The sequence below is a fragment of the Pseudodesulfovibrio karagichevae genome (assembly GCF_041414475.1).
Lineage (GTDB): Bacteria > Desulfobacterota > Desulfovibrionia > Desulfovibrionales > Desulfovibrionaceae > Pseudodesulfovibrio > Pseudodesulfovibrio karagichevae.
On the sequence record NZ_JBGLYH010000060.1, the window covers coordinates 1 to 20,313 of the forward strand.

General features: G+C 64.3%; 17 protein-coding genes. 14 read left to right on the forward strand and 3 right to left on the reverse strand.

Annotation, left to right across the window (positions count from 1 at the left end; translation table 11 throughout):
• Window positions 1-447 precede the first annotated feature (447 nt).
• The 3 genes from dnaA to AB6M95_RS16090 all read right to left on the reverse strand — a co-directional run bounded on the left by dnaA (window position 448) and on the right by AB6M95_RS16090 (window position 3,779).
• Window positions 448-1,809, reverse strand: a complete 1,362-nt coding sequence (gene dnaA / locus AB6M95_RS16080) for a chromosomal replication initiator protein DnaA (protein ID WP_371387766.1) — start codon at window positions 1,807-1,809, stop codon at window positions 448-450.
• Between the two features lie 609 nt (window positions 1,810-2,418).
• Entirely contained in the window at window positions 2,419-3,153 is a 735-nt protein-coding gene (gene thyX, locus AB6M95_RS16085; protein ID WP_371387767.1) for an FAD-dependent thymidylate synthase, read from the reverse strand.
• Window positions 3,154-3,242: 89 nt separating this feature from the next.
• The gene (locus AB6M95_RS16090) at window positions 3,243-3,779 is read right to left on the reverse strand and encodes a hypothetical protein (protein WP_371387768.1); all 537 of its coding nucleotides are present in this window, start codon (window positions 3,777-3,779) and stop codon (window positions 3,243-3,245) included.
• A gap of 85 nt (window positions 3,780-3,864) precedes the next feature.
• Between AB6M95_RS16090 and AB6M95_RS16095 the strand changes: the two genes are divergently transcribed.
• The 14 genes from AB6M95_RS16095 (at window position 3,865) to ahbD (ending at window position 20,254) form a co-directional block, all read left to right on the forward strand.
• Window positions 3,865-4,851 (forward strand): zinc dependent phospholipase C family protein, encoded by a 987-nt coding sequence (locus tag AB6M95_RS16095; RefSeq protein ID WP_371387769.1) that lies wholly within the window; start codon window positions 3,865-3,867, stop codon window positions 4,849-4,851.
• Window positions 4,852-4,922: 71 nt separating this feature from the next.
• Complete coding sequence (locus AB6M95_RS16100; protein WP_371387770.1) at window positions 4,923-5,732, forward strand: AsmA family protein; 810 nt, start codon at window positions 4,923-4,925, stop codon at window positions 5,730-5,732.
• A 103-nt stretch (window positions 5,733-5,835) separates the two neighbouring features.
• Window positions 5,836-7,509: a CgeB family protein gene (locus AB6M95_RS16105; protein WP_371387771.1), complete on the forward strand. Its 1,674-nt coding sequence runs from the start codon at window positions 5,836-5,838 to the stop codon at window positions 7,507-7,509.
• A 288-nt stretch (window positions 7,510-7,797) separates the two neighbouring features.
• Window positions 7,798-8,685, forward strand: coding sequence for a flagellin N-terminal helical domain-containing protein (locus AB6M95_RS16110; protein WP_371387772.1), 888 nt, complete (start codon window positions 7,798-7,800; stop codon window positions 8,683-8,685).
• A 161-nt stretch (window positions 8,686-8,846) separates the two neighbouring features.
• The gene (gene fliD, locus AB6M95_RS16115) at window positions 8,847-10,592 is read left to right on the forward strand and encodes a flagellar filament capping protein FliD (RefSeq protein WP_371387773.1); all 1,746 of its coding nucleotides are present in this window, start codon (window positions 8,847-8,849) and stop codon (window positions 10,590-10,592) included.
• Between the two features lie 10 nt (window positions 10,593-10,602).
• The gene (gene fliS / locus AB6M95_RS16120; RefSeq protein ID WP_371387774.1) at window positions 10,603-11,253 is read left to right on the forward strand and encodes a flagellar export chaperone FliS; all 651 of its coding nucleotides are present in this window, start codon (window positions 10,603-10,605) and stop codon (window positions 11,251-11,253) included.
• 83 nt (window positions 11,254-11,336) lie between these two features.
• Window positions 11,337-12,410, forward strand: coding sequence for a glycosyltransferase family 4 protein (locus tag AB6M95_RS16125; RefSeq protein ID WP_371387775.1), 1,074 nt, complete (start codon window positions 11,337-11,339; stop codon window positions 12,408-12,410).
• A complete protein-coding gene (locus AB6M95_RS16130) occupies window positions 12,407-13,618 on the forward strand; it encodes a glycosyl transferase family 2 (RefSeq protein WP_371387776.1) in 1,212 nt (403 codons plus the stop codon). Before AB6M95_RS16125 ends, AB6M95_RS16130 begins: the two co-directional genes overlap by 4 nt.
• A 90-nt stretch (window positions 13,619-13,708) precedes the next feature.
• Window positions 13,709-14,941 carry a YIP1 family protein gene (locus tag AB6M95_RS16135; protein WP_371387777.1) on the forward strand — a complete coding sequence of 411 codons (1,233 nt, stop codon included), beginning with the start codon at window positions 13,709-13,711 and terminating at the stop codon, window positions 14,939-14,941.
• Window positions 14,942-14,950: 9 nt separating this feature from the next.
• Window positions 14,951-15,286 carry a hypothetical protein gene (locus AB6M95_RS16140; RefSeq protein WP_371387778.1) on the forward strand — a complete coding sequence of 112 codons (336 nt, stop codon included), beginning with the start codon at window positions 14,951-14,953 and terminating at the stop codon, window positions 15,284-15,286.
• Between the two features lie 103 nt (window positions 15,287-15,389).
• Window positions 15,390-16,553 carry an OmpA family protein gene (locus tag AB6M95_RS16145; RefSeq protein ID WP_371387779.1) on the forward strand — a complete coding sequence of 388 codons (1,164 nt, stop codon included), beginning with the start codon at window positions 15,390-15,392 and terminating at the stop codon, window positions 16,551-16,553.
• Between the two features lie 142 nt (window positions 16,554-16,695).
• Window positions 16,696-17,889 carry a 12,18-didecarboxysiroheme deacetylase gene (ahbC, locus tag AB6M95_RS16150; RefSeq protein WP_371387780.1) on the forward strand — a complete coding sequence of 398 codons (1,194 nt, stop codon included), beginning with the start codon at window positions 16,696-16,698 and terminating at the stop codon, window positions 17,887-17,889.
• 171 nt (window positions 17,890-18,060) lie between these two features.
• Window positions 18,061-19,041: a porphobilinogen synthase gene (hemB, locus tag AB6M95_RS16155; RefSeq protein WP_371387781.1), complete on the forward strand. Its 981-nt coding sequence runs from the start codon at window positions 18,061-18,063 to the stop codon at window positions 19,039-19,041.
• A gap of 1 nt (window position 19,042) precedes the next feature.
• The gene (gene ahbD / locus AB6M95_RS16160; protein WP_371387782.1) at window positions 19,043-20,254 is read left to right on the forward strand and encodes a heme b synthase; all 1,212 of its coding nucleotides are present in this window, start codon (window positions 19,043-19,045) and stop codon (window positions 20,252-20,254) included.
• Window positions 20,255-20,313 lie beyond the last annotated feature (59 nt).

Sequence of the window (20,313 nt, forward strand, 5' to 3'; positions counted from 1 at the left end):
CTCATTCCAGGGCATGGGCACCTCCAGGCTCTCATGCCCAAAGTGTTACCCATGTTCCCGGGCTAATGTGTTACCTATGTACCCGGGCTGTACCCCCTTCTCCCCTTCCCCCGGACCCCCATCCCCTCTTCCCTTCCTAAACTTTTTGTATGCGCATCCGCGCGTATGGCGGTGGGCGAAGCGACTTGCCGCATCCGTCACGATGTTCGGAATCCTCACATCCAAAAAAAGGCACGCCAATTCGCGCACGCACGACCCTGCCGAAGGCACATAAAAAGTTTTGGAGGGTCCAGGGAACCTTTTTCAAAAGGTTCCCTGGCGGGGTCCGGGGCAGCGCCCCGGCCGCCGGAGGCATCCCAAAAAGATAAGGCCGGTCTTGCGACCGGCCTTGAATATTCTCTCGAGGTCGACCAAGGGGCGGCTCCGGGAGAACATGCGGGGGGCTTATTACGGCGTGAGCCGCTGGGTGGTATTTTCGATCTGCCGTCCCAGCGGCGTCTGCAGGGAGATTTCCCGTTCCACCTTGGTGATGCCCTTGAGCACGGTGGAGTGTTTGCGGCCCAGGCGTTCGCCGATGGACTTGAGGGAGAGTTCGGTATGTTTGCGGGCCAGGTAGAAGGCGGTGTTGCGGGCCAGGACCACGTCGCGTTTGCGGCTCTTGGAGCGCAATTCATCTTCGGACAGCTCGTAGCATTTGCAGATGAACTGGATGATGTGGGCAATGTCCGGGGTGGCGTTCCGCACGGCGTAGTTCTCGAGCACTTCCCAGGCCAGGTTCATGGTCACGTCGCGGTTGAGCAGGCGCGCCTTGAGGATCAGGTTGTTCAGGCAGCTCTCCAGCTGGCGGATGTCGGTGGTGATGCGCTCGGCCAGGAGCTCGGAAACTTCGCCGGGCACGGCGACCTGCATGCGTCGGGCCTTCTCGAGGATAATGCGGCGGCGGGTCTCCATGTCCGGACGGTTGATGTGGGCCAGGAAGCCCGAACAGAACCGGGAGACCAGGCGGTCATCCACCTTGTTGAATTCCTTGGGCATGAAGGAGCTGGTCAGGACGACCTTGCAGCCGCGCTCGCGCAGGGCGGTCAGGGTGCAGAGCAGTTCCTCCTGCATCTTTTCCTTGCCCTGGAAGAAGTGGACGTCTTCGAGCAGCAGGACGTCGATGGCTTCGCGGAACTGGGCCTTGAACTGGTTCACCTGGCCGGATTTGAAGGCCAGCACCCAGCGGGTGGCGAACTCTTCGGAGGACAGGCAGGCGACCTTGATGTTCTTGCGGTTGGCCGTGCGGCACAGTTCCTTGCCCACGGACTGGAGCAGATGGGTCTTGCCCAGGCCCGGTCCGGAGCTGAGAAAGAGATGGTCCGAATTGAAGGCGGTGGAGCCGATGGACTTGCTGGCCGCGCAGGCCAGTTCGTTGGACGGCCCGACCACGAAATCGTCGAAGGAGAAACGCCAGTTGGAGACCGTCACGGGCTTGAGCGACTGGTTCAGGGGAAGCCCCATGTGCTGGGGCGCCCGCTCCGCGACGGCCTTGGTTTTGCCCACGGCGGGAGCCGCCTTGGGGTTCGGCTGGCGCGCGCCGATGTTGATGGTGATGCGGGGCTCCGCGCCGAGGACCTCGGCGGCGGACTCGCGGATAACCTGGAGCAGGCGGTCGCGGACCCAGTTGGCCACGAACTCGTTGGGCGCGGTCAGGGTAAGCCGGTTACCGTCCACGCGACCTTGCAGTGGTTTAATCCAGACAGTGAAGAGACCAGGGTTAAGGCTCTTCTCGAGAGAGAATAGTATTTGCTTCCAGGCAGTGTCGATCATGTTGTGTGAGATAGTGTATCGGGAGGGAATGGACAATTCGCGTTATTCAATGAAACGGCCAAGACTCGGACAGGTTATCGACAGCATATTGAGGCGATAACATACTGTAATATATCAATTTACAATAAAACCCACAGCACGCCGACGTTTTCGGCTCCGGAGGTTTGAAACACCGGTGTAACAAGGGTTTTCAGGCTCTCAAATTTCTCTAGAGAGCAACACTTTCAACAGCTGTTGATAAGCTTTTCAACAGTAGCGAAACCATATTTTGCCAGATTAGTCACCCTTACACTCTTTTCCTTGTCCTTCATTTGGGATTTGTGACAACCTGTATCCTACGCAATCGGGAGTAATTTAGGGCATATTTGCGTAACTTATTGGAATAAAAGAGTAATACCAAACAACAATCATTCCTACACAAATCCGGCGTCGGACCCGGCCACGGCAATATGACGCAAAACCCCCGCGCCTCTAGGGCTGCCGGGGGCATGTGCGTTAGGAACAGGTGTAACAAACCGGATTAAAAAACAAAAAAACAACTGTAACCGAAACGTCAAGAAGGACGAGGCCTCTCGGCGGTGGGAAAAAATCCCAGGCTATGGAAAAAATCTATCCCTGGCAGTCCCGGGTCGGATATTTTCCGCAGGCGAATTTGGGTGATTCCGGGCAATAACCGAGCTGTTCGCAGCGCGCTCCACCGTTGGCGAAGATGGCCGGGAGCTTGTCCTTGCAGATGGCCAGCATGGCGTCGGCCATGGCCCGGACCTCCCATTGGGCGCGGTTGCAGCAGCGCAGATGGAAGAAATGGTGCAGGCTGCGGCAGTTCATGGTCAGGACGATCTTGGTTTCCGCAGCCTGAGGCAGGACGAAACGGGCGTCCTCGTTGGCCTTGGACTTGCGCCCGTTGGCCACCAGGATGTCGCGCAGGTCCGTATAGGCGGACTGCACCTCGGCCATGAACGATTCGAACCGCTCTCTCGCCTCCGGAATCCTGGCGATGGCCGGGGGCAGGATGTAGTCCATGTCGTTCTCGGCCACGTAGCGCTGGCTCTGCTGGGAGTAGGAGGCGATGCGGTGCCGGACGACCTGGTGGGAGCAGGCCCTGGAGATGCCCTCCACGGCGAAGGTCATGGACACGTGCTCGATGGGGCTGTCGTGGCCCGACTCCATGGTCTTGGACACGAAGTCCGCCTGGACCTGCGGGTCGATCTCGCCGGAGAGCAGCCGGGGCCACATGTCGGCCACGAACCCGGCGTGGTAGCACTGCCTGAACGCGGCGTAGATGAGGGACAGGGCGTCGGGGGTCATGGCCAGGCATTCGACCCTGAGTTGCTTTTCGGGCATGTAGTCTGCTCCAATATATATGTAGGTGAAAAGGTCTTTCTGCTTACCGCAATCGGCGGGGACTGTCACCAGCCCGAACCGGCGACCGGCTAGTAGCCGATCTTCTCCAGGGCGTCGTCCACCAGATCTTCCGGGGACTGCGCCCCTTGTAATATGAAATGGAGCACGCCGTAGAAGGTCGGCTCCACCTCAGCCAGCCGGGCCGAGAGGTTCCGCCACAGGTCCTCGGCGGCCTCGTCCCCCTCAAGCCCCTCGCGCACGGCCACCCGGTCCGAGAGCAGGCGGGTGTCGGCCATGAGGTAGAAGACCTTGCCCGCGCCGTGGATGAGCGGCCGGACCTCGGGGTCGTCCACCAGCCGGTCGTCGAGCACGATGATCGCGCCCCGCCCCCGCAGGGCCTCGGCCGCAGACTTGGCGTCCGTCGGCCTGACCACGGACTTGTCCGTGCGCCCGGACAACAGCCGGGCCAGCTCGGCCCGCCCCGATCCGGGCAGCCCGATCAGGACCGCGTTGCCGGTCTCGCGCCAGGGGTCGGCGTAGTCCTCGCGCTTGTCGCCCCGGCCGAAGGCCTTGGCCGCGCCGGGCTCCTCCACGTCGTATTCCTCGTTGATGAGATATTTGACCATCGTCTCCTCGACGGGTTCAAGTTTGTGTTGCCACGCGGACGGTATCAAGTAGGATGGCCAAAAGGCAAACCTTAAACCAACCGCCATGCCCAAGGAACTGATCCACTTCAAGACCGCCGAAAGGACCGCCGCCCGGCTCGCCGACACCCGGTTCGCGCCGGGGCTCGCGGCCCATCCCCAGGGCATGCTCCTCGGGGCGGTGCTGCACGACGCCCTGTTCTATGGGGCCACGCCCCGCGCCCTGCCCATGGCCCGGATGGCCCACCGCATCCACGGCGCGCGGGGCGAGGACACCTATGCCCTGCTCCGGCTCCAGGCCCGGCACGCCGCCGAGGCCCGGGACCCCGGCCTGGCCGCCGCCCTGCTGGTCGGCATGGCCTCCCACCTGTGGGCGGACACGGTCATGCACCCCATGGTCTGGCACCTGACCGGCGACTACTACGCCGCCTCCAGGCGCGAAAAGTCCCTGGCCCGCCAGCGCCACCGCGCCCTGGAGTCGCTCATGGATATGACCGCCTGCCCGGAGATGATCGGCCGCCCGCTGTACCGCATCCGCAACCAGATCGCCTCCCTGGGCCCGGCCCTGTTCGAGGCCCTGCCCCTGAGCGGCATGGCGGACCTGGCGGGCATCAAACCGGACAAGGCCGGTCCGGCCCTGGCCTCGGCCCTGAGGGTCTTCGCCGGATTCCAGGGGTTGTTCCCGGTCCGCTGGCTGGCTTCGAGCCTGCACACCGCGTCCATCTGGCTTCCGGACACGGCCCGCGAGATCGCCGCCCTGTTCTATGCGCCCCAGTGGCTCGACCAGGCCGACCGCGTCACCGGTCCCATCCGCTACCACGACCCGGTGTCCGACGAGGTCCGGGAGGACAGCCTGGGCGAGTTCATGGACCGGGCCGCGGACCGGGCCGAAGCCCTGTGCCGCCGCCTGGAGCCGGCGGTCTTCGACGGGGCCGGACAGGTCCTGCCCGAGATCGGGCCGTCGCTGGACTCGGGCAGGCGCGGCGCGGGCACCCAAGACATGCGCCACATGGCCGACATTTTTTTTCCAAAACTTCCGCAACATTCCCGATAGGATGTTGCCCTGACATCACAAATGCCGTATCGTATCCCAGTAGTCCCACACTCAACCAGACAGGAGTCGCCATGAAAAAATACATCCTTATCGGCGCAGGCGTCATCGTCGCGGGCCTCATCACGGCCATCGTGCTCGTCATCCTCAATCTCGGCGACCTGATCAAGACCGCCGTGGAGGAATTCGGCCCGCCCATCACCAAGACCGAGGTCCGCCTCGGCTCGGCCGACATCTCGGTCCTGTCCGGGTCCGGCACCCTGTCCGACTTCTACCTGGGCAACCCCGCCGGATTCAAGATGCCCAGCGCCATCGAGTGCGGGACCATCCGCGTCAAGGTGAACACCGACTCCCTGACCAAGGACAAGATCATCATCGACGAAATCTACGTGGACAGCCCGGTCATCAGCTACGAGAAGCGGGGCAACACCGACAACTTCCAGACCATCGTCAACAACATCAAGAAGACCGTGGCCGGGGAAAAGAAAGCCGACACGACGAAGACCGAGGAGGCCAAGTCCGAGACCGGCTCCGAGAAGACGATCCAGATCAACAACTTCATCGTCAAGAACGGCAAGATCAACCTGGGCGGCTCCCTGCTCGACGCCTTCGGCGACCAGGGCATGGGCATCGACCTGCCCGACATCCACCTGAAGGACATCGGCAAGGACAAGGAGACCACCCCGGCCGAAGCGTTCGCCCAGATTCTGGGGCAGTTGACCGGCGACGTGACCGGCACGGTCACCGAGGTGGGCAAGCAGCTCAAGGAAGCCGTGGGCAAGGCCGTCGAGGGCGCGTCCAAGGCGGTCGAGGAAGGCGCGGGCAAGGCCGGCGAGTCCGTGGGCGGCGCCATCAAGGGGCTGTTCGGCGGCTCCAAGGAATAACCGCACTCCGCACGCACGACGGGGCCGCTCCGGCGCAAGCCGGGGCGGCCCTTTCCGTTCCGGCCTTGCCGGGCGGGCCCCGAATGCAGTACAGGTCCAGATCATGAGCCCCACCCCGTACACCGCCGAACCGGTCCTTGACGGCGAAACCCTCGCCGACCTGCGCATCCGCATCCAGGGCAAGACCTGGCACCTGTGGGGCCGGGACGGGCGTACGCGCGAGGCCGGGCTGGCCGACGCCGTGCCGGACGACGCCCTGCCCGTACTCCTGGGCGCGGGCCTGGGGCACGGGCTCGACCGCCTGCTCGCGCGCGGCCTGCCCGTGGCCGTGGTGGACCGGGAAGACGCCCTCCTCGAACTGACCGGGGCCCTCGCCCGCGGCCAGGCCGGCACCTGCCTGCATGTGGACGACCCGGACCCGGCCAAGGCCCTGGACCGGTTGAACGCGTGGCGGGCCGAACACGGCGGCCGTCCGCTCGCGCCGGTGGTCCTGCCCCTGTACCAGCGGCTCGACCGGGTCTATTACGGCGGCCTGGCCCAGGCCCTCAAGGCGGGCGCGGCCACGGACTTCTGGTCCATGGCCCGCTATCCCAAATTCCGCGCAAAGGCCCCGCGCGTGCTCTTCTTCGACTCCGACTACTTCCTGTGCCGGGAGATCCTGGCCGCCCTTGACCGGCTGGGCGTGGCCCGCCGCAGCCTGCCGCTGGGCGACCGCGAGACCGGCTCGAACGAATTCATCGAGGGACTGCTCAAGGCGGTCGTCGATTTCCGCCCGGACCTGGTCCTGACCGTCAACCACTTCGGCCTGGACCGCGAGGGCAAGCTGGCCGGGCTGCTCGACGACCTCGGCCTGCCGCTGGCCTCCTGGTTCGTGGACAACCCGCACCTGATCCTCTTCGACTACGACCACCCCGGCGCGGACAACACGGCCATCTTCACCTTCGACGCGGGCAACCTCGAAGCCATGCGCGCCCGGGGCTTCAAACACGTCCACTACCTGCCCCTGGCCACGGACCCGCAGCGGTTCCGGCCGGATGTGGGCGCGGCCCCCGCCGGATGGACGGCGAACATCTCCTTCGTGGGCAGCTCCATGACCGGGCCCGTGGCCAGGAGCCTGGCCCTGTCCGGCCTGCCCGCCCCCCTGGCCCGCGAATACGAGGCCGTGGCCGAGGCCTTCGGCGGTTCGGGCGAGACCTCGGTGGCCCGGTTCCTTGAACGGGAGCGCCCGGAGTGGTTCGCGGCCGTCCACGCCCTGCCCCGGCGCGAACAGCGGCTGGCCGCCGAGTCCCTGCTCACCTGGGAGGCCACCCGGCAGTACCGCCTGGCCTGCGTGCGGGCCACCCTGCCCTTTTCCCCGCTCATCGTGGGCGACGACGGCTGGGCCTCCCTTCTGGGCGGCGCGGACGTCCGGCTCCTGCCCAACCTCGACTACTACGACGACCTGCCCCGCTTCTATCCGCGATCAAACATCAACTTCAACTGCACCAGCCGCCAGATGAAGGGCGCGGTCAACCAGCGGGTCTTCGACGTTCCGGCCTGCGGGGCGTTCCTGCTGACCGACCACCGCGAGCAGATGGAGGATCTCTTCGACCTGGACCGCGAGGCCGCGGTCTATCGCGACGTGGAGGAGATCCCCGGCCTGGTGGAGCGGTTCGCGGCCGATCCGGCGGCGCGAACGGCCGTCAGCCGCGCCGCGTCCCGGCGCATTCTGGCCGAACACACCTACGAAATCCGGCTGCAAAGACTCCTTAACATTGTGCGCGAAACCTTCGCCTGATCGGCAAGGTCTGCCCACCATACAATTTCATCCAATAATTCCATGACATTCGACGCGCCACACCGCGCCGGAATCCGCCCGTTTCCGGGCGCTCCGGCCGTGTCCGCGCGCCATCGGCCCCGCCGGTTCTTTTTTCCGTGTGCAGAGAAATAAAAAATCGTTCAGACGACCTAAAGTTTTCTTCACCAAGGTCGATGAAGTGGGCAACAAAAGAAGGTTTTCCCGGTGAAATGTGACCCCGGGATTTGACCTAGGCATGGAAGCCAAAACAATTTCAAGGAGGAAATTATGTCTCTGGTTATCAACCACAACTTGATGGCGATGAACGCTTCGCGCAACCTGGGTGTGTCTTACGGCCGCCTGGAAACATCCACCCGCCGTCTGTCTTCGGGTCTGCGCGTCACGCGCGCTTCCGACGACGCCGCCGGTCTGGCCGTCCGCGAACTCATGCGCTCCGACATCAAGTCCCTGCAGCAGGGCATCCGTAACGCCAACGACGGCATCTCCCTCATCCAGACGGCTGACGGCGCGCTCGGTGTTATCGATGAAAAGCTGATCCGTATGAAGGAACTGGCCATGCAGGCCTCCACGGGTACCTACAACTCCGACCAGCGTCTGATCATCGACTCCGAGTATCAGGCCATGGCTTCGGAAATCACCCGTATCGCCAACTCGACCGACTTCAACGGCATCTACCTGCTCAACGGCAACCTGTCCGGCGCGACCCACGACGGTTCCGGGCTCAAGGCCTCCGGCAAGCTGAAGGTCCACTTCGGTACCGGCAACGACTGCTCGGAAGACTACTACTACATCCAGATCAACACGGCCACGGCCTCCGCTCTGGGTGTCGGCCTCGGCGCGACCGGTTCCGCCGGCCGCTCCATCTCCACCCAGGAGCTGGCCCAGAAGTCCCTGGATGTCCTGAACAAGGCCATCATCTCCAAGGACAAGATCCGCGCCAACCTGGGTGCGTTGCAGAACCGTCTGGAAAACACCGTTACCGTCCTGGGCATCCAGGCCGAGAACGTCCAGGCCGCCGAATCCCGCATCTCCGACGTCGACGTCGCCTCCGAGATGACCGAATTCGTGCGCAACCAGATCCTGACCCAGTCGGCGGTCTCCATGCTGGCCCAGGCCAACAGCATGCCGAGAATGGCCCTGTCCCTGCTCGGCTAGCCGGTAATCCCATCGCTTCAAGGCGACTTTCGGGCCGGGCTCCTATGGGGCCCGGCCCATTGTTTTTACTGGATAATTTTTGTCTCATACCGTGGCATCAGGCTTGCAGTCCATTTCATACCTAATGGAATGGGAAAAATCTTCCGATTAAGGATGCAGCCATGGCAGACACCACGTATACATCGGGTTCGATCAACTTTGCCGGCCTGGGCAACGGGACGGACTTCAACACGCTCATCAACAAGCTCGTTGATGTCGAGAAAAGCCGCGTCACCCGACTGGAGAACTGGAAGGGCACCTGGGAACTCAAGAACAAGCAGTTCAAGGAGCTCAACACCCAGTTGCTCAGCCTGAAGACCACTCTGGAAGGCATGGACACCCTGAACGAGTTCATGACCAAGGGCGTGGCCAGCTCCAACACCAACCTGCTCACGGCCACGGCCAACGCTAACGCCCTGGAGTCCACCCACACCGTGGTCATCAACCAGCTGGCCACCAACGACATCCTGATCACGAACTCCGGGGCCAGCGCCCTGAACGCCGTCATCACCTCGGCGGACACCTCCTTCACCTTCTCCTACGGCGGCAAGTCCATCACCATCAACGACATCAAGGCGGGCACCACCCTGGAGGGATTCGTCGACCTGATCAACAACCACCCGGATTCGCGGGGGATCATCCAGGCTTCGACCATCTACGACGGCACGTCCTACCACCTGCAGCTGGCGGGCAAGGAACTTGGCGCGGACAACCAGCTGGTCATATCCAACGCGGGCTCGTTGATATTCGGCGCGGGCGACTTCACGGAGACCCAGAACGCCCAGAACAGCCAGATCCGCGTGGACGGCTTCCCGGCCTCCAACGGGACCTGGATCGAGCGTGGCTCCAACACCGTGAACGACATCATTTCCGGCCTCACTCTGGACCTCAAGGACGCCTCCCCGGGCTCGGTCGTCAGCCTGACCGTGACCACGAATACCGATGACATCGTGGACAACGTCACGAAGTTCGTGGAAGCGGTCAACACCATCCGGGCCCAGATCATCGCCCTGACCAAGGTGGACGACAGCAAGGGCGCCACCAGCACGGGCGGCAATTCGCTGACCGACCCAAAAGATACAAAAGGGTCCATCCTCACAGGCAACTACGGCATAGACATCATCTCCCAGAACCTGAAGAACATCACGGCCAACATCGGCGTGGGCTTCACGCCCTGGGACAAGACCACGCTGTCCGGCGACAAGTACTCCGCCCTGTCCCAGTTCGGCATCATGACCGACGCGGAACAGGGATCGGCCACCTACGGGCTGCTGACCATCGACTACGACAAGCTCGACGAGGCCCTGAAGGAGGACCCCACGGCCGTGGCCGAACTGTTCGCCCTGGAACCCACCGGGGTCAGCCGGACCACGGACTTCTCCTTCAACTCCATCATCGAAGGCACCACCAAGCCGGGCGAGTACGACATCGAGGTGGTCAGCGACGGGACGCAGATCCTCAGCGCGACCATCAACGGCGAGGATGCAGCGGTATCGGGCTGGGAGATCACCGGGCTGTCCGGCGACGCGCTCGGCATGGCGCTGCGCCTGAACAACACCGGGGCCGGGACCTACAGCGGCAAGGTGGCGGTCAAGGCGGGCAAGGCCACGGAGATGATCGACGAGTTGACCAGCCTGACCAAGCCGTACAACAAATTCACCTATGAAGGCGGTCCGCTGGCGGTCCTGCAGAACAACTATAGCGACATCATGAACTCGATCAACGACAAGATCACCTACGAAAACGACCGGATAGAAAAAATGGAACGCAACCTGCGCTTGAAGTATTCCCGGCTCGACACCCTGCTCGGCCAGTATCAGCTCAAGCAGGGACAACTCGATGCGGCATTGGCGCAGCTTGCAAAGTAAGGAGTAATTGATGGCCAACCCAGCGAAGGCATATCTGGCGACCCAGATCGAAACCACCACCCAGGGGGAACTCCTCCTCATGCTCTATGAGGCGGCGATCAAATTCCTCAAGCGGGCGAAGCGGGAAATCGACAACAGGGACTATGCCAAGAAGGGCATCTACATATCCAAGGCCATGGCGATCATCCATGAGTTGTCCGAGAGCCTGAACAAGGAAAAGGGCGGGGACATCACCCCCAAGCTCGGCCAGCTGTACATGTTCTGCACCACCCAGCTGGTCAAGGCGAACATCCGCCTGGACAACAAGATGATCGACGACGTCATCAAGATCCTGGACGGGCTGCGCTCGGCCTACGCCCAGATCGTGCCCATCCATGACGGCAAGGCGGCTCCCGGCGACACCGTGTCCGCCGGGGCCAAACCGGCCTCCGCGCCCCAGGCCCCGCAGGCGCCCCAGGCGCCCCCGATCATGCCCATGCAGACCGTTCCGGCCCCGAAGCGGGCCGAGACGCCCAAGCAGGCCCAGTCCGCGTCCGAGCCCGAGCCCTCGGCGAAACCGGCGGCCCAACCCGTCGCGCCGACTGCGCCCAACCCGCTCCGCAACGCGGCCGCAGCGGCCAAATTCCGCGCCGCCAACGCCTACAACAACGCCAACCGATGATCCTCCGGCCCCGAAAGGGGCCGGTTTTCATTGGACCATAGACGGTCATTTACAACACATGCGGCATGTGTCACCTTTCCGCCATGTTTGAATCCCCTGTTCGCGTTCTCCACGTGGTCAAGTCCCTGGGCCTGGGCGGCACGGAGAAGGTCATGCAGCTCTTCGTGACCAATCTCGATCCGACCCGGTTCGTCCCGGCGGTCTACAGCCCGGAGGACGGCGTGCGCGCCGGGCAGATCCGGGCGGCGGGCGTGGACACCTTCATCGGGGGCGACCTGCTGACCGTACTCGAACGCCTCAGGCCGGGGATCGTGCACGTGCACCGCGCCGGGTGGCCCGAGCCGGAACTGCTCGTGCCCATCAAACGCGCCCGGGTGCCCGTGGTGGTGGAGACCAACGTCTTCGGCCGCTTCGATCCCAGCCCCCAGGCCGCGATCATCGACCACACCCTGTTCGTCTCGCGCTTCTGTCTGGACCGCTTCGCCCGGACCACGGGCATGGCCCCCGACCCGCAGCGGTACTCGTATCTCTACAATCCGGTGGACACGGACTTCTTCGGCCGGGCGGCCAGAGCGGAGCGGGACTTCTCCCTGCCCGTGGCCGGGCGCATCTCCCGGCCCGATCCGGGCAAGTGGTCCCGGCTCGCCCTGGACTTCCTGCCCCAGCTTGTGCGCGACGTGCCCGACTTCCGCTACCACGTCATCGGGGCCGTCCCCGAGGCCGTGGACTTCGTCCGCGAACACGGCCTGGAGAACAACGTCCAATTCCACGATCCGGTGGAGACCGACACGGCGATCGCCGCCTTTCTGGACGGGGTCTCGGTCCTGGCCCACGCCAACGACACGGGCGAATCCTTCGGGCTGGTCATCGCCGAGGCCATGGCCTGCGGCCTGCCCGTGATCACCCACCCGTGCGAGGGACTGCGCGACAACGCCCAGCTCGAATTGGTGGAGCACGGCGTCACCGGACTTGTGGCCGACAGCGCGGAAGCGTATGCAATGGCCCTCAAGTACCTGTTTTCCCATCCCGTCGAAGCGCGGCGCATGGGGCTGGCCGGACGGGACAAGGCAGCGCGCCTGTTCCGCATGCAGACCGTGGCCCGCAAACTCGAGGCCGTGTACCTGGAACTGCTCCGACGCAAAGGAACCCCGCAATGAACACGACATTGATCGAACAATATACCGCCGCCGTCCTGGAATTCGGATTCCGCGACGGCGGGACCGTCCCGCCCCCGGCCCCGTCCGACCCGGCCGAGGTGGCCGCCTTCGCCGAACGCTCCCTGCGCATCCTCGACAAGAGCAAGGGGGAGGTCCTGGTCCTGTTCGGCCTGGGTGGCGGCGAACACGCCCTGGCCCTGGCCGCCGGGCTGCCCGAGACGGCCCGGCTGGTGGTCTGCGAGACCGACCCGGCCACGGCGCGCGCCTTCCTGGCCGCCCACCCGGCGTGGAACGGCCCGAATTCTCGCGCCCTGGTCCTGGCCGACACCTCGCCCTGGGCCCAGCTCTATCTCCTGGCCATGGGCGGTGCGCGCCCGGACAACGCGGCCCTGGTCCTGAACCCGGCCCTGCCCGAGGAGGCCCGCACGCAGTACCGCAATCTCCAGCGGCTGTTCGTCAACGCCAGACCCCACCAGGCCATCAACAGCTCGTACCTGAGCCACGTGGGCGTACAGGCCCCGGACCTGTCCGTGGGCGTGATCCTGGCTCCGGACGAGCCCGGGCTCGACGAGTTCTTCGTCCAGTTCCCGGACTGGGTCCGCGAGGTGGTGGTCTTCTGGGACGCCGAGGAGGCCCCCGACCGCGACTTCGCCTGCGCCGCGCCCATCCGCCATCTGGCCCATCCCCTGGATGACTTCGCGGCCCAGCGCAACCGCGTGCTGGATGATTGCGAGGGGGACTGGGTCCTGTTCCTGGACGGCGACGAGCGCTTCAGCGAGGACGTCTGGGGGCTGCTCACGGCCTGCATGCTGGTCAAGCGGCTGACGGCCTGCTGGTTCCCGCGCCTGACCCTGTACCCTGACGAAACCCGCTGCAAGGCGGGCTATGGCCTGTGGCCCGACCTCCAGCTGCGGCTCTTCCGCAACGAGCCCGGCGTGCGCTTCACCCGGCCCGTGCACGAGCGGCTGACCGGGGTTAAGGGGCGCACCGCCCTGGTGCTGGACGCGCCCATCCTGCACTACAGCCGACTGACCAAGTCCCCGGAGGCCCTGGCCACCAAGCTCAAGCGGTTCGACGCGGCCTCGGGCGGCGCGATCAGCCACGTGCTCAGCGACGACTACCCGACCATCCCGCGCGCCCTGCTGTCCGAAGCGACCTTCCTGGTGGGCTCCCTGTCCATGCTCCTGCTGGAGGAGAACCCGGCCTAACGGTGCAGACCATTGCAGACAGCTTGATTCTGACCTACAAAATGTATACGACCGATCATCGATGATATTCATGTCCTTCAAGGAAAGACAATGCAGATAATATGTCCAGAATGCAGATTCACCCGCGAGGTGGACGAGAACAAGATACCCGCCCGCTCCCAGGTGGCGACCTGCCCCAAATGCCAGACCAAGTTCAAGTTCCGCGACCTGCCGGAAGAGGAGTTCCTCATCGAGGAGCCCGAAGCCGTCGAACCCCCGGAACCGGCCTCCCGGCCCGAGCCCAACCCCGATGCGGCCGCGCGCAGGACCGCCGATCCCCGGTTCAAGACCAGAACACCGCCCGTCATAGGAAGCGGCCTGCGCCGCCCGACCCCGTCCCGACCCGAACCGGCCGACGAGCCCGATGACCGGACCTTCCCGGGCCTGCCCGAGGACGAGGACAACGGCGACGGGCTGTGGCAACGGCTGCACACCATGACCCCGCCGGACAAGCCACGCACCGCGCGGGACGAGCCGGACGAAAGCCACTATGACGAGCCCTACGACGAGCACTACGGCGACCCCCGTGACGACCGCCGGGCCCACCCGCAGGACCAGCAGCCCGTGCTCGGCTGGAACGGGGAATTCAACGAGGATTTCCCGGACCCCATGCAGGCCGAGTTCGCTGACGACGACGAGGGCGGGGAGGCCCCCATGCAGGTGCCGCCACCCTTCGAGCAGCTGGACCGCTACGGCTTCTTCCACGGCCTGTTCCTGACCCTGAAGCTGGTCCTGTTCTCGCCGCGCCTGTTCTTCTCGGTCATGCCCGTGGGCAACGGGCTGTCCAAGCCCCTGACCTTCGCCATCCTGGTCTCGCTGATCCAGACCGTGGTCCAGTACGCCTGGGGCGTGGCCGGGCTGACCCCGGGCGTGGACATCACGGCCCAGGGATTCCAGGCCGTGCCCTACGACGCCACCAACGGCCTGTTCGAGCTGCTGCTCACCCCTGCCTTCGTGGCCCTGTCCCTGTTCCTCATCGCCGGGTTCTACCACGGCATTCTCAGCCTGCTCAAGGCGGGCGACAAGGGGTTCGAAGGGTCGTTCCGGGCCGTGGCCTACGCCTACGCGCCCATGATGACTGGGATCATCCCCATGTTCACCGTGGGATTCATGGGGGCATGGATGTTCCTGTACGCCGTCTGGGGCCTGATCCTGACCGCCATCGGCTTGAAATACATCCACAAGACGGACTACATCAAGGTCATTCCCGTGCTCCTGATCCCCCTGTTGCTGGGCATGATCTTCATCCTGCTCATGATGCGGGGCCAGGTGCCCACCGTGTAGGGAGAGGCTATGTTCGGATGGTTCAAGCACAAGATCGAGACCTTCAAGGCCCACCGCAAGCTGGCGCGCCAGACCGACCCGCGCGCCTTCAAGCAGATGGCCATGGAGATCCGCGACCTGGCCCTGCTCGCCTCCCAGCTCAACCCGAGGGAGCGGGACATCCACAAGCTCATCCGCAGCGTCGTCGTCGAGATGGAGAGGCTTTCGGAACTGGCCGACCGGCCCGAGTTCCGGAAGCTCTCCACCGGCAAGAAGCTGCTCCTGCGCCAGGGGCTCCAGGAGTCGCGCGAGCAGCTCCTGGAATCCATCGAATCCGCGCCCTCGCCCACCCAGACCCTCCAGTAGATTCACCGGCATACATATTGCTTTGATCCCGCCAAGGATTCCGGTCCCGTCGCAAACCCGCCGGGAGATTCCGGGCGGGTTCAACCATCAGCCGGTGAATGTCATGAAAAAAGCTCTACTTTTCAGCCTGTTGCTGACCATGGCCGCGTGCTCGCACGTGAGCTTCTCCCTGACCGACCAGACCAAGATCTACACGGACGCGCCCGTCAGGAAATCGGCGCTCCAGGTCGCGGTCCATCCCAAGGGCAAGCAGTACACGCCCCTGACCGCCTATTTCCATCCGTTCATCATCCAGCAGGAAAACGCGGACCACACGGCCCTGTCCGCCACGTTCACACAGATATTCTTCAACGTCTGGACCGAAGAGCGGCTGTTCTCGACCATGGAGCTGGCCCCGGGCTACGGCTATGAGGGATATTCCTCGGCCCTGGAATCGGCGAGGCGGCGCGGCGCGGACCTGCTGGTCCTCGGCAAGGTGCCCTATTTTTATGACGGCACCACACTGGACGACTCGGCCGTGACCATTCAGGTGGACGTCTACGCCGCGGGTAGCGGCACCCTGTTGTGGTCCATGCTCCAGTCCTCGCGCATCGAGCAGCGCGACCCCGACGACTACGTGGTCGTGGTCCACGAGACGCGCATGTCGCACAGCCCGTTCGACCAGATGATCCGCGCCATCGCCAAGGACATGGCCATCCCGCTCAAGGCGTGGCTGCCCGACCCGGACGCGAACTATCCCTACGCCTCCACCCCCGAGGCGGTGAAGAGCGGGCTCATGAACGGCCCCACCACGGGCGCGCAGGGCTCCGACCTCCCGCCCGAGACCTCTCCGGCGCCGGCCGTGTCCTCCGGAGCCCCGGCGGGCGGCCAGGACAAGGGCGGCGAGGACGGGACGCCCCGGCCCGGCATCTCGGGCGTGGACCTGGACATCCAGTTCGACTTCGACAAGGCGACCATCAAGCCCGAGTCATACGCCGTGCTCGACGCCCTGGGCGAGACCCTGAACTCGCCGGAGTTCAAGGGCCGCTCCATCGTGGTCGGCGGGCACACCGACGCCTCGGGCAACGCCCTGTACAATCTCACCCTGTCCAAGAAGCGGGCCGACTCGGTCAAGGCGTACCTGGTGGACAAGTGGCGCGTGAACCCGGACCTCATCGAGACGGTGGGCTTCGGCAAGTCCCGCCCCCTGACCAACGGGACCACTCCGACGGATCAGCAGCGAAATCGCAGGGTTGAAATCCGACTGGCGGACCAGGCCGCTCAATGACCCCTTGACTTTTCGAGAATAATTCTTATCTTCGCATTCGGGGACGCGACAGGGGGCCATTCCTGGCCTCTTTTTTCGTCTTTTACACCGCGCATTTTGTGTGCTACCTGAGAGACCTTCATTTCACCTGAGAGGTATATTAATGATAGGCATTTCCAAATTGTACTGCGGCGCCGTGGAAGCTTCCGACGCCTTGCGTTACAACCGCGAATCCGGGCAGCTGCCGTCCCATCTGCTGCAATTTTCCAAAGATAAGAAGCCGGTGGTGGTCTGGAACATGACCCAGCGGTGCAACCTCAAGTGCGTGCACTGTTACGCCCACGCCGTGGATCCGAGCACCCACGAGGACCCCATTTCGAACGAAAAGGCCAAGGAGATGATCGACGACCTGGCCCAGTTCGGCGCGCCGGTCCTGCTCTTCTCCGGCGGCGAGCCCCTGGTCCGCGAGGACCTGGTGGACCTGGCCAAGTACGCCACCGCCCAGGGGATGCGCGCGGTCATCTCCACCAACGGCACCCTGATCACCAAGTCCAAGGCCCGCGAGCTCAAGGAAGTCGGCCTGTCCTACGTGGGCATCTCCATCGACGGCAACGAGGAGGTCCACGACAAGTTCCGGGGCGTCCGGGGCGCCTACAAGAAGGCCCTCCAGGGCGTCGAGAACTGCAAGGCCGAGGGCCTCAAGGTCGGCCTGCGCTTCACCATCAACAAGCGCAACGCCGTGGAGATCCCCCACCTGTTCGACCTCATCGAGCAGATGGAGATCCCGCGCATCTGTTTCTACCACCTGGTCTACTCTGGCCGGGGTTCCGAGCTGATCAACGAGGACCTGAACCACCAGGAAACCCGCGACGTGGTCAACCTGATCATGGACCGCACCCGCGCCCTGTTCGACAAGGGCCTGCCCAAGGAGGTCCTGACCGTGGACAACCACGCCGACGGCCCCCTGGTCTACTACCGCCTGCTCAAGGAAGACCCCGCGCGCGCCGCCGAGGTGCTCGAACTGCTCAAGATGAACGAGGGCAACTCCACCGGCCGCGGCATCGGCTGCATCTCCTGGGACGGCCAGGTCCACGCCGACCAGTTCATGCGCCACCACACCTTCGGCAACGTCCTGGAGCGCCCCTTCTCCGAGATCTGGACCGATGAAAACATCGAACTGCTCCACAAGCTCAAGGACAAGCGCCCCCACGTGGGCGGCCGCTGCGCCGGTTGCCGCTTCCTGAACATCTGCGGCGGCAACTTCCGCGCCCGCGCCGAGGCCTACTACGGCGACTTCTGGGCCCAGGACCCCGCCTGCTACCTCACCGACGAAGAAATCACCGGCGAGAAGCTGTAATCAGTCCATTCCAAGGCCGGGACCTCCCCTCTCAAGGCGGGGTCCCGGCCTTTCTTTCGAATCGTTCCACGACGCTCCCGACTTCGGACACGAATTGTTGCACCAACTTGCGGGATGGGCGCGGACAGGTATAGAAGTAGTCAAACTGAATCTCTTTCCTGGAGCGAAATAATGATACCCACGGATTTCTATCGCGGACGCAGGCTGCGGACCTCGCCGGCCATGCGCGAACTGGTGCGGGAGAACCAGGTCACGGCCAACGACCTGGTCATGCTCTATTTCGTCATCGACACCGACGACGAGGATTTCAAGAAGGAAATCCCGTCCATGCCCGGCCAATACCAGCTCTCCATCAAGCAACTGGAGATCAAGGTGGCCGAGGCCGTGGACAACGGACTCAAGGCGCTGATGCTCTTCGGCATCCCCCGGACCAAGGACGAGATGGGCTCCGGGGCCTACGACGACAACGGGATCATCCAGAAGGCCACCCGCATGCTCAAGGCCCGCTGGCCCGAACTGATCGTCCTGGCCGACACCTGCCTGTGCGAGTACACCTCCCACGGCCACTGCGGCGTGGTCAAAAACGAGTACGTCCAGAACGACCCGACCCTGAACCTGCTGGCCCGGACCGCCGTGTCCCAGGCCAAGGCCGGGGCCGACATCATCGCCCCGTCCGACATGATGGACGGCCGCGTGGCCGCCATCCGCGCCGCCCTGGACGAAGCGGGCTTCATCAACGTCCCGATCATGTCCTACGCGGTCAAGTACGCCTCGGCCTTCTACGGCCCGTTCCGGGAGGCCGCCGAGGGCGCGCCCAAGTTCGGCGACCGCAAGACCTATCAGATGGACCCGGCCAACGTGCGCGAAGCCATGCGCGAGGCGGCCGCCGACCTGGAGGAAGGCGCGGACATGCTCATGGTCAAGCCCGGCCAGCCCTACCTGGACATCGTCCGGCTGGTCCGCGACAATTTCGACACCCCGGTGGCCGTCTACCAGGTCAGCGGAGAATACGCCCTGATCAAGGCCGCCGCCCTGAACGGCTGGGTCGACGAGCAGTCCATCGTCATGGAATCCCTGGTGGGCTTCAAGCGCGCGGGCGCGGACATGATCCTGTCCTACTTCACCGAAGACGTACTCAAGGTATTGAAATAATATGAGCGAACATCCCAAAGGCCACCCCGGTTCCATGACAGGCTGTCCGCCCGAAGGCCATCCCGGCGGACACCCGGGCATGCAGGCCGGCGGCCACCCCCACGGCAAGATGCACCCCGGCGCGGAGCACGCGCCCAAGAAATACCTCGACGACGGCGTCACCCCCATCTGTCGGCTCATCGCCTGGGAAGTGACCCGGTCCTGCAACCTGGCCTGCAAGCACTGCCGGGCCGAGGCGCACCCCGAGCCCTACGAGGGCGAGCTGTCCACGGCCGAGGCCAAGGCGCTCATCGACACCTTCCCGGACGTGGGCTCCCCGATCATCATCTTCACCGGCGGCGAGCCCATGATGCGCGCCGACGTCTACGAGCTGATCGCCTATGCCAAGGCCAAGGGCATGCGCCCCGTCATGGCCCCCAACGGCACGCTGATCACCCCGGAGACCGCGCAGAAGATGAAGGACGCGGGCGTGGAGCGCTGCTCCATCTCCATCGACGCCCCCGAGGCCGCCCAGCACGACGAATTCCGGGGCGAGATCGGAGCCTTCGACGCCTCCATGCGCGGCATCCAGTATCTCAAGGACGTGGGCATCGAATTCCAGATCAACACCACGGTGACCAAGAACAACCTCCACCTGTTCAAGGACATCTTCAATCTCTGCGAAAGGATCGGCGCGTCCGCCTGGCACATCTTCCTGCTCGTGCCCACCGGCCGGGCCGTGGAGCTCGGCACCGAGATCATCACCGCCGAGGAGTACGAGGACGTGCTCAACTGGTTCTACGATTTCCGCAAGACCACCGACATGCAGCTCAAGGCCACCTGCGCACCCCACTACCACCGCATCCTGCGCCAGCGTGCCAAGGAGGAGGGCGTCCCGGTCGACTTCGAGCACTTCGGCCTGGACGCGGTCTCGCGCGGCTGCCTCGGCGGCATCGGCTTCTGCTTCATCTCCCACCGGGGCCAGGTGCAGCCGTGCGGCTACCTGGAGCTGGACTGCGGCAACGTCCGCGACATCCCCTTCCCGGATATCTGGAAAAAATCCCAGCAGTTCCTCAACCTGCGCAACCCCGAGGTCTACGACGGGAAGTGCGGCCACTGCGAATACGAAAAGGTCTGCGGCGGCTGCCGCGCCCGAGCCCAGACCATGAAGGGCCACTACCTGAAAGAGGAGCCCCTGTGCTCCTATACTCCGAAGAAAAAGCCGAAGGCGTAGCCGCGCCTCCGGCGGCCGGGGGAAGGGGAGAAGGGAACCCTTTGAAAAGGGCTTCCCTT